9 protein-coding genes are annotated in these 10,335 nt (G+C 43.8%); all 9 read right to left on the bottom strand.

All coding sequences use genetic code 11. The features are described 5' to 3' along the window. Nucleotides 1-532: 532 nt before the first annotated feature. The 9 genes from hypD to LJE72_RS22575 all read right to left on the bottom strand — a co-directional run bounded on the left by hypD (nucleotide 533) and on the right by LJE72_RS22575 (nucleotide 10,335). The gene (hypD, locus tag LJE72_RS22615) at nucleotides 533-2,890 is read right to left on the bottom strand and encodes a trans-4-hydroxy-L-proline dehydratase (protein ID WP_229250233.1); all 2,358 of its coding nucleotides are present in this window, start codon (nucleotides 2,888-2,890) and stop codon (nucleotides 533-535) included. Nucleotides 2,891-2,952: 62 nt separating this feature from the next. After that, entirely contained in the window at nucleotides 2,953-3,858 is a 906-nt protein-coding gene (locus tag LJE72_RS22610; protein ID WP_229250232.1) for a glycyl-radical enzyme activating protein, read from the bottom strand. Between the two features lie 534 nt (nucleotides 3,859-4,392). Further along, complete coding sequence (pruA, locus tag LJE72_RS22605; protein ID WP_229250236.1) at nucleotides 4,393-6,024, bottom strand: L-glutamate gamma-semialdehyde dehydrogenase; 1,632 nt, start codon at nucleotides 6,022-6,024, stop codon at nucleotides 4,393-4,395. A gap of 28 nt (nucleotides 6,025-6,052) precedes the next feature. After that, on the bottom strand, nucleotides 6,053-7,201 hold the full coding sequence (locus tag LJE72_RS22600) for an NAD(P)/FAD-dependent oxidoreductase (protein WP_229250231.1): 1,149 nt from the start codon (nucleotides 7,199-7,201) through the stop codon (nucleotides 6,053-6,055). A 1-nt stretch (nucleotide 7,202) separates the two neighbouring features. Next, on the bottom strand, nucleotides 7,203-7,472 hold the full coding sequence (locus tag LJE72_RS22595) for a (2Fe-2S)-binding protein (protein ID WP_073031250.1): 270 nt from the start codon (nucleotides 7,470-7,472) through the stop codon (nucleotides 7,203-7,205). Then, nucleotides 7,462-7,965, bottom strand: a complete 504-nt coding sequence (locus LJE72_RS22590) for a 4Fe-4S dicluster domain-containing protein (RefSeq protein WP_229250230.1) — start codon at nucleotides 7,963-7,965, stop codon at nucleotides 7,462-7,464. The genes LJE72_RS22595 and LJE72_RS22590 overlap by 11 nt, the downstream gene beginning before the upstream one ends. Beyond that, nucleotides 7,959-9,053, bottom strand: coding sequence for an NAD(P)/FAD-dependent oxidoreductase (locus tag LJE72_RS22585; RefSeq protein ID WP_229250229.1), 1,095 nt, complete (start codon nucleotides 9,051-9,053; stop codon nucleotides 7,959-7,961). The genes LJE72_RS22590 and LJE72_RS22585 overlap by 7 nt, the downstream gene beginning before the upstream one ends. Next, nucleotides 9,050-9,355 carry a (2Fe-2S)-binding protein gene (locus LJE72_RS22580; RefSeq protein WP_229250228.1) on the bottom strand — a complete coding sequence of 102 codons (306 nt, stop codon included), beginning with the start codon at nucleotides 9,353-9,355 and terminating at the stop codon, nucleotides 9,050-9,052. Before LJE72_RS22580 ends, LJE72_RS22585 begins: the two co-directional genes overlap by 4 nt. 272 nt (nucleotides 9,356-9,627) lie before the next feature. Next, nucleotides 9,628-10,335: an ABC transporter ATP-binding protein gene (locus tag LJE72_RS22575; protein WP_229250227.1), complete on the bottom strand. Its 708-nt coding sequence runs from the start codon at nucleotides 10,333-10,335 to the stop codon at nucleotides 9,628-9,630.

Below are 10,335 nucleotides of genomic sequence, written 5' to 3'. Positions count from 1 at the left end.
ATCTGCCTTTAGGAATTCGGATGGTTTTTGCGAACATTTATTGACACTATCATACACCTAATCCCTAAATTGTTTTTTACAGAGATCTTAATAATAGTTACAAAATGGTTAAAGAATAAGCTTTATTCATTTGAGCTGGATTAAACGAAATCTCCTCTTACTTTTAATATAAAAATGGGGCCGTAACGAAACTTGAGTTTTTTCAAACTGGTGGTGCGTTATCCCAAAATAGAGGACTGTACACCTTTGAAGTGGTGAACAGTCCTCTATTATATCAGGGGATTACAAGTGGAGCGGGAATGCAATAAACTGGAAAACAAGTTTCGTTACATCCCCATTTTTCCAATGGCCAAGGTTCAATGCTTTTATACTATTATGATCTCTTTAAGCTCTTTTCCGTAATTTTCTTTCCATGGTCTTCCTCCGGCAATATTCCATCGTTTTTTCTCTTAGTCCCCCAAGTAATAGTTTGGAAAAACATCATCACCCCTTTAGCACTTGATAATATTTCATTAAACGTAGCAGTTCCACCCTAGAAGGTTGTATGTTCCGTCCGGGTGATAATCTCCTCCTGCAACGCCTCACTTAGATCACAGAAATAGTCACTATACCCTGCCACTCGTACGATTAGGTCCCGATATTTTTTCGGCTCAGCTTGGGCTGCTCGCAAGATCTTGGCACTGACCACGTTAAATTGAATATGGTGTCCCCCCAATTTGAAATACGATCGCACTAAATGAGCCAATTTATCAATTCCCTCTTCTCCCTCTAAGACTTGAGGTGTAAACTTCAGATTTAACAAGGTCCCTCCAGTCCGTGCATGATCGAGTTTGGAAGCTGATTTAATGACCGCAGTTGGGCCCAAAAGGTCCATTCCCTGAACTGGAGAAATCCCTTCCGAAAGCGGTTCCCAAGCTTTCCGCCCTTCCGCAGAAGCACCAATGACGGAACCAAAATAAACGTGGCAAGTCGTCGGCAACATATTGATCCGATAAACTCCGCCCTTAGTATTAGGCCTGTCATTAACTTCACTATAGTAAGTATTAAAAATATCCACCATTACTTCGTCAGCATAGTCATGATCATTTCCAAAGTGGGGTGTCTTGTTCATCAGCAACTGGCGCACCGCCTCATGTCCCGAGAAATTAGCGCTTAAAGCATCGAGCAACTGATCTATGGCAAGATTCTTCTGCTCAAATATATGGTATTTTACTCCGGATAATGTGTCTGTCAGACTTCCAAGGCCAACCCCTTGCACATAGTTGGTGTTATATCGAGCACCACCATCATTATAATCCTTGCCCTTAGCAATACAGTCATCAATTAGCAAAGAAAGAAATGGAGACGGCATATAGGTTGCATAAAGACGTTCAATGATATTACTCCCTTTAACCTTAATATCCATAAAGTAGTGAAGTTGTTTCTTAAAAGCTTCAAACAACTCATTAAAGGACTCAAAACTCCTGGGATCTCCAGTTTCCAAGCCCAGTTGCCGGCCTGTTTTGGGGTCTAGCCCATTATGCAAGACTAATTCAAAAACTTTCGGCAGATTAAAATACCCTGTTAAAATATAACTTTCCTTGCCAAAGGCCCCTGTCTCCACACAGCCGCTCGTTCCCCCTTGCCGGGCATCCTCGATCAGTTTACCCTGGCGCAGAAGCTCCTCGACAACCGTATCCGCATTAAATACTGAAGGTTGACCCCAGCCCTTGCGGATGATCCGTGCCGCACGTTTCAAGAAGCGATCCGGGTTTTTCTTGCTTAACTGAATGTTTGAGCTTGGCTGTAAGAGGCGCATTTCATCGATTACATCTAAGACCAGGTAAGTGACGTCATTGACCCCGTCTGAGCCATCCGCCTTAAGTCCGCCGCTGTTGATATTCGCAAAATCCGTATACGTTCCGCTTTCGGCAGCAGTTACCCCCACTTTAGGAGGCGCTGGTTGATTGTTAAACTTTACCCAAAAACACTGAAGGAGTTCTCTAGCTTGTTCCTCAATCAGGGTTCCCTCATCTAACCCTTTTTTATAGAAAGGATACAAATGTTGATCCAGTCGTCCCGGACTAAAGGCATCCCAGGTATTAAGTTCTGTGATGACCCCTAAATGCACAAACCAATAGGCTTGCAAAGCCTCCCAGAAATTCCGCGGGGCATGAGCCGGAACATAAGAACAAACCTCGGCAATCCTCTCCAATTCTGCCTTACGAATACGGTCTGTTTCAACTTGGGCTAGTTCTTGAGCTTTTTCAGCGTGACGTTCAGCAAACCTAATGATGGCTTCTGCACTGATCCGCATAGCTTTTAGTTGTTCTTGCTTGTAGTACGCTTCCGCATCGTTAAAGTAGTCCAGTTTGTTCAAATGCGCATCAATCTTTGCGATAAAGTCTTGAAAACCTAAGCGATAGATTTTATCATCGAGTACGGTGTGCCCAGGGGCTCTCTGCTCCATAAACTCTGTAAAGATGCCAGCATCATAGGAAGTCTTCCATTCCTCGGACATTTCCGCAAAAATCATATCCCGCATAGAATTGCCTTGCCAAAAGGGGATGATTCGTTCTTCGTAAGCTTGACGCACTTCCGGAGTGACCTTGAAGGATATTTTCGGACGCGAATTCAGGATATCCAGATCCTTCAGACTATGACAACACAGTTCGGGGTATGTATAAGTAGCCTTAGGAGCCGGCCCTCTTTCTCCTACGATCAATTCGTCCTCATTAATGCAAATCTCCTTGTGCTCCAACAAATATTTAAACGCTAAAGCCCGTTGGACAGGAAGGGAAGTATTTCCTGCCGAACGATAGAATTCTGTGATCAACTCCGCTCTTTCTGCGGATATATAAGCTTCAGCCTCAAGGCTGCGTTGTCTGAGCATAGTCACTCGTTTATTCATTCTTAGGTCACTTCCTTGCTTGTAGATTTACCTTACCCTCGCTTTATAGCAGTGGCCGTATATTATCCCCCAATTTTCACCTTCAACCCAAACTGCTCCAACCTCTTTGCTATCTGTACCATGCGTTCATCGACAGGGGACTGTATATCCGCCAGACTATACTCCCGACCAAGCCGCCGATACTTATCCACTCCCGCTTTGTGGTATGGCAAACAATGAATTTCTGCTATACATTTTAACGCCGAAACAAATTCACCCACTTGTCGAAGATTATCTTTATCATCATTGATCCCAGGAATGATTGCTACACGGACAATAACTTGTGGATGGTTCTCGGCAAGCCAACGAAGGTTTGCTTTAATCAGTTCATTAGGAACCCCAGTTACATCTTGGTGCTTCCTGCTATCCATAAGTTTCAAATCATATAAGAAGAGATCCACATAGGGGCTGATCATTTGCAAGGAATCTAAGCTCACAAATCCAGCCGTCTCTACCGCAGTGTGAATTTCCTTTCTTCGGCACTCCTTAAGTATCTCCAGCAGAAAGTCCGGTTGCCCAAGCGCTTCTCCACCGGAAAAAGTTACTCCTCCTCCGGATTCGTCATAGAATATTAAATCTTTCTCGATCTCAGCCATGACTTCTTTCAAAGACATCTCCTTAGCAACCAGCTCTCTCACCCTTGCATGGCAAATCCTGCTGCATTCCCCACAGGCCAGACACTTTTCTCTTAAATAAACCAGTTGTCCCTCAATAGAAACAATCGCTTTGCTTGGGCAGACTTTTATACACTGCCCGCAACCAATACACCTGTCCTGCCGATACATTAACTCCTGATCGAATCTCTGTCCCTCTGGGTTATGACACCAGGGACAGCGGAGAGGACAACCTTTGAAAAATATTGTCGTCCGAATGCCCGGCCCATCATGGATGGAGTATTTCATAATGTTAAAAATCCTGGCCTTAAGCAAAATTCCACCACTCCTGCTTTTTAAGAACTAATTCAGTGCTAAAGATTAAGGTTCCCTTTCCCTAGCAGATGGTTATACTCGAAGATAAATTTAATGGGATAGATCTTTTAATTCTCCACAAACCGTTTAGTTCCCTCTACACAGATAATAACCTTTTCGTTTTAATGTTTAACGTTGCTTAGCGGTTATCCTATTTAATATTGATTTATTCAAAATATAAATATCTGATTTGTATTTTGAATAAAATAATTGATGAAAATTTCGCGGACATTTCTTGAAACTATCGTATCCTACAAAAACTCAGAAGAATACCCTCACATCAAATTTATGATATGAGGGTTTCTTATTCAGCCTCTTTTTTAAATTGTCCTTGACATAGGGTCCACTTTATTACTGTTTTGAACAGACCCCTTGTTTTACCCATTCTGTTCTTGGGATAATCCAGATTGTTTACGATTTATAAGAGTATTCTCCCATTGCAGGGGAATTCAAACTACACTAGTCAGAATACAATAAGCAACAAATTATTTTATTTTATTCCTCTTCCATGTAAGGATAGTTAACTACTGTACGCGGCACAAATGTCTCTTTAATGGTACGTTGACTCATCCAACGATATAAGTTGATTGCACTGCCAGCTTTATCATTTGTACCGGATCCACGACTGCCGCCGAATGGTTGTTGCCCAACAACCGCACCGGTAGGTTTGTCATTGATATAGAAGTTACCTGCTGCATGATCCAAAGCCTTTGCCATCTTGATAATTGCAGCTCTGTCTTGTGCAAATACAGAACCTGTCAATCCATAAGTGGTTGCTGTATCACATTCTTTTAAAGTTTCTTCTAATTTGTCATTTGGATATACATAAATGGTCATAACCGGCCCAAAGATTTCTTCTACCATTGTCTTGAATGTCGGCGACTTAGCTAAGATTATTGTAGGCTCTACAAAGTATCCTACACTATCATCGCTTCCCCCACCAATAACAATGTCAGCATCTTTAGATTCCCTCACATAATCAAGATAACTTTGAATATTTTTAAAGGATTTTTGATCAATAACAGCATTTACAAGGTTGGTGAAATCACGAACGTCTCCCATCTTGATCTTGCCAATTTCTTCTTCAAGACGTCTTTTTAAATCCCCCCATAGACTTTCAGGGATATAAGCACGGGACGCCGCAGAACACTTTTGCCCTTGATATTCGAAAGAACCAAGAACGATTGCACAGGTAAGTGCTTCAATATCTGCCGATTCATGTGCAAAGATAAAGTCTTTACCACCTGTCTCACCAACAAGACGAGGATAAGTAACATACTTATCAATATTTCCGCCCACTTGATTCCAAATGTTGTTAAATACACCTGTGGATCCTGTGAAGTGGAAGCCTGCCATCTTAGGATGACTGACTACAACTTTACCAAAGTCAACCCCTCGGCAAGGTACGAAGTTGATAACCCCTGCAGGCAAACCAGCTTCTATAAGAATTTGCATGACATAGTAGTTTGAAAGTACCGATGTGGATGAGGGCTTCCATAAAACAGTGTTACCGGCCATAGCTGGGGCAGTAGCAAGGTTACCACCGATTGCAGTAAAGTTGAAAGGTGTGATCGCTGCAACAAAACCGTCAAGCGCACGATATTCTACGCGGTTCCAAATACCACTTGAGTTGTTGGGTTGTTGTTTGTATATCTCTTGTACATAGTAAGTATTAAAGCGAAGGAAATCTGCTAATTCACAGATGACATCGATTTCTGCTTGAAAAGGATTCTTGCTTTGACCAAGCATACAAGAAGCCGATAATTTTGCTCTGTATTTTCCAGTCAACAAATCAGCTGCTTTTAAGAAAATAGTAGCCCTATGTTCCCAAGGCATGTTTTCCCATTCGTCTTTGGCCGCTTCTGCTGCGTCGATTGCCATAAGGAGTTCCTTTTCACCAGCTACATAGTATTCGCCAAGTACTTTCTGATGATCATGAGGGCAAATCATTTTTTCTTTATTCTCTGTACGAATTTCTTTTCCACCAATAATAATCGGCACTTCCACTGGGTTAACTAATTGTCTTTCAAGTTCTGCTTTTAAAGCAAACCGCTCAGGTGATCCCGGCATATAACCTTTAATTAGTTCATTTTCCGGAAGTTTAAGTTGAAAATATGCATTGTTCATTTTTAACATTCCTCCTAGTTTTTTTACATCATACCACTGCTGATTCAAGTAACAATTCTCCCCCGCTGAAGCGTTCCAAACCAAATCGTTCAATGGGCATAAAACAATTTTGACCTAGAATTTTCTGAACCAGAAGAACCGCTGTTTGAGGAGCAACCATAAAACCATGACCGCTAAAACCTGCGGCCACCCACATTCCTTTAGCGTCCGGAACTTCATCTAAAATCGGATTGGCATCAGGGCTCATATCATAGAGACCAGACCATTGACGAACAACCCGCAGGTTCTTTAAAAGAGGCAAGACTGTGGTCGCTTGACGAGCCACATCCTCTAAGAATTCCCAGCTGGAATTAATGTTAAAGTCCTTGGGTTCATTAGGGTCACCTACTCCCATAATAAAACTACCGTGTGGGGTCTGCTGACAGTATAAACGATGGTGTAGAGAGATAACCATCGGCCCCTGGCATGGTTCAACCGGTTCGGTAACCAGCGCCTGATGCCGCTGGGGATAAAGAGGCAGTTCAAAACCGACCATTTTACAGATCGTACCCGCCGCATACCCGCAGGCGTTAATCACCATCGAAGCCGCGATATCACCTTTAGAGGTCTGAACAGATGTCACCTTACCTTTTTCCCGCGTGATTCCAGTGACGGAAGTGTAGGTCTCAAATTTAACCCCCAGCCGACTGGCAGCTTTATAGTAGGCATCCACAACGTGAAACGGGTTAGCATGACCGTCCGACTGACAGAAGGTAGCACCGATTAGTCCATTAATATTCAGATGGGGCACAATTTCTTGAGCTTCCTGAGGAGTGATCATTTTAGTAGGAATCCCCAGACTATGCTGAACGGCAACATTTTTTTTATACTGGTTCCATTCGTTTTGAGTGTAGGAAACCATCAGGTAACCGCCTTGCTTAAACTCGATATCTCTATCATATTCCAGTTCTTCATTCATACCCTCAAAACGTTTCACACTGTCACGGGCAAGAATTGCGTTGGTTTCCGTTCCCCATTGCTGGCGAACACCGGCACCGCATCGTCCCGTTGCTCCTGATGACAGGTATTGCTTTTCGATAACCACAATATCCTTAACTCCACGGACGGCCAATTCATACGCAGTGGCGCACCCTGTAATCCCACCGCCGATAATTACAACGTTAGCTGATTTTTGCACTTTATTCACCCCCCGCAAAGGTTCCCAGTTTCACCGGTCTCACTGTTGGCCGAAAGGTAGGCATCAAAACTTCACCAACAGGGATCCCGTAATATTTTGCCAATTCCTGCGCGATCAGCATCCGACAAGTACGTCCTTGGCAAGGACCCATTCCGGCGCGAATAACACGTTTAATTTCATCAATAGTACGGTAACCTTGATCAATCAACGACTTTATTTCCTCCAGAGTGATATCTTCACATCGGCAGACGATCGTTTCCTTAGTTTGCATGCCTAACCCCTCCCAAACGAATACTGCGAAGGTCCATGGCCAGATTATTAGGTACGACTATCCATAGTGTGTATGTCTTATTTTTCCGGCCGCCTGACTGAACTTTAATCACTTCAAAAACGCCAAGTTCTTCGCCGGCTCTGCTCAAGCCAACTACTTTATCGCTTACTTGAGGGACTGGAAGATATTCAAAAGGAATCCTGACAACCGCTTCCGTATCGCTATAAGAGGCATCTACAATGAAGATGGCTAACCCAGGGCAACGGCTAAGACAGACACCGCATCCATTACATTTATCAAAATCAAGTCTAGGCAGGTTATTAATATCCTCCATCGGTTGAATTGCACCTTGCTTACAGGCTTCTGTGCAAGGATTACAGGGAATCTCCTGGAAACATTCGATAATGGCTACAGGGCCTTTTTTAAGCCGGTCCTCGGAAGGGGCAACTTTTTTAACATCTTCAGCTGTTGGAATACCCGTTTTGTTTAGCATACCGCTCCCCCCTTATCCATTAGGTTCATTATTCCCCTCAGCGTCTTTTGACCGGCGGGACCAGCACGAAGTTCGCTTAATTCGGCCAGGGCTTCCGCTTGAAGCTTCGGAGCAATATCTTCTCCATACCCCAAACTGCAAGCAGCACTTATACCTGCCAAGCGACCTTCTACCATAGCCGAACTTGCTTCTTCCACCCCACTGACATCCCCCGCAACATAAAGTCCCGGGCGAGTGGTTTCTAAATGTTCGTTTCTAACAGGCACATGTCCGGAAAGCTCTGAGACGTATTTCATCTGGCAATCTGCTTGAAAGCAAAGTTCGGTTAATGGGCTCAACCCAACCGCCAGACAAATCACATCAACTTTCAGATCTTGCTCACTCCCTGAAACCGGTTGCCAGCCCTCGTCGAGCTTGCAGATAATCGCACCCTCAACACTTTCATTACCATAAGCTTCAGTAATAGTATGCGAAGTTAAAATCGGTACCCCAGCGCGTCGAATCTTAGAGGCATGAACGAGATAACCACCGATGGTCGGTGCAGCCTCAATAATCGCCGCTATCTCCACACCTGCCTGCATTAATTGGTAGGAGACAATTAGTCCAATATTACCCGCTCCGATCATTAAGACTCGTCTTCCGGGGACAATGCCATGAACATTCATCAAAGTTTGTACAGCTCCTGCCCCGTAAATGCCCGGGAGGTCATTATTGGGGAAGGTAATCATTTTTTCAGAAGCGCCAGTGGCTACAATGATCTTTTTGGGATTTATTTTTAGATGTTTTGCCCGACCTTCAGCCGTTACCACTCCATCTTCGTAGATTCCAAGAGCGGTGGTGTTCGTCCAGACTTCAACCTTAGGATTATTTCCGCACTGCTCTATAAGTAAATCGCCAATCTGGTAACCTCGATCACCAGCATATTGCTTCTTTGACCCGAAGAATTTATGTGTCTGTTTGATCAATTGACCGCCGGGTTTTTCGTCCCGTTCCAAGACTAGGACGCTGGCACCCAAGTTGGCCGCAGCAGAAGCAGCACTTAGGCCTGCCGGTCCGCCGCCAACAATAAGGATCTCAGTCTCTTTCACCTTAGGCACCCCTTTCCCTGCTGAGTCTCTACCCTCATTCCTGGTTTCAACGTTTCCACACAAATTCTAATGTTGGGTTCTCCGTCCACATCCATTAGACAAGACGAACAATTTCCGATCGCACAAAAGAGACCCCGGGGACGATTCATTGCGTGGCTGTGGCCCAAAACTCTAACTCCAGCCGCATGAAGTGCAGCAGCAATAGTTTCACCTTCAAAGCCCTTAAGTTCCTGCCCATTGAAGAAGAAAGAGATCTCTTCACCACGCAGAAATTCTAAAATCGGATGCTCGGTGATACGCATAAAAAAAACTCACTCCCCTATTTATAAATAGTTGAAAGAATATCCTTTCATGTCGTATTACTATGCAATTCCTGTGCCATGATTTAATAGTTAAGATAATCCACACTTCATTAGCTTTATATACGGAGACTAAAGGAAAAAAAGAGAGTCCTTCTCTCAAATCTTGTAAGTGTCAGTTATTCCGAACACCGTCAGATTGAAAGAAGAACTCCCAATTTTTGAGATTCCTCAATTTTTTAGCTATGAACTAATTCCGTTCCACAGGTTAATAACTATTCTCCGAGGTAAGACTTACGTATATCCTCATTGGTTGCTAACTCTTGGGCCAGACCTTCAAGTACGATTTCCCCCGTCTCCAGGACATACGCCCGATTAGAAATTTCTAAGGCTAGGTGAGCATTCTGCTCTACTAGAAGAATTGTCGTTCCGGCTACATTAATATCCTCAATGATGTGGAAAATCTCTTCCACCAGCATGGGGGCAAGACCCATACTGGGTTCATCAAGGATGAGCAGGTCAGGCCTGGCCATCAGGGCCCTGCCCATGGCAAGCATTTGCTGTTCCCCTCCGGATAAGGTGCCCGCTAACTGCTTAATTCTCTCCTTTAGTCTGGGAAAATGATGATATACCCGCTCAAAATCTGCCTGTCCAGGCTTGCCCTTCCTACTATGCGCACCCATTAGAAGGTTCTCATAGACAGACATCTCTGGAAATACTCGACGCCCTTCCGGAACGTGAGACAGACCCATCTCCACAATTTTATGCGGGAGGGCTCCTTGAATTTGAACATCCTTGAAGGTTATCTTACTGTCTTTATTTGATGGTTTTAGAAGTCCGGAAATTGTGCGTAAAGTTGTGCTTTTCCCTGCTCCATTGGCCCCAATTAAGGCGACGATCTCTCCTTTTTTCACTTCTAAAGAAATGCCGTGTAACGCCCTAATTGAGCCATAGCTTACATTTATCTTTTCTAACGTCAACAT

It is taken from the genome of Desulfosporosinus shakirovi, from assembly GCF_020595055.1.
GTDB classification, from domain to species: Bacteria; Bacillota; Desulfitobacteriia; order Desulfitobacteriales; family Desulfitobacteriaceae; genus Desulfosporosinus; species Desulfosporosinus shakirovi.
Note: the sequence above shows the minus strand (reverse complement) of the source record. Positions and strands in the feature narration are given on the sequence as shown.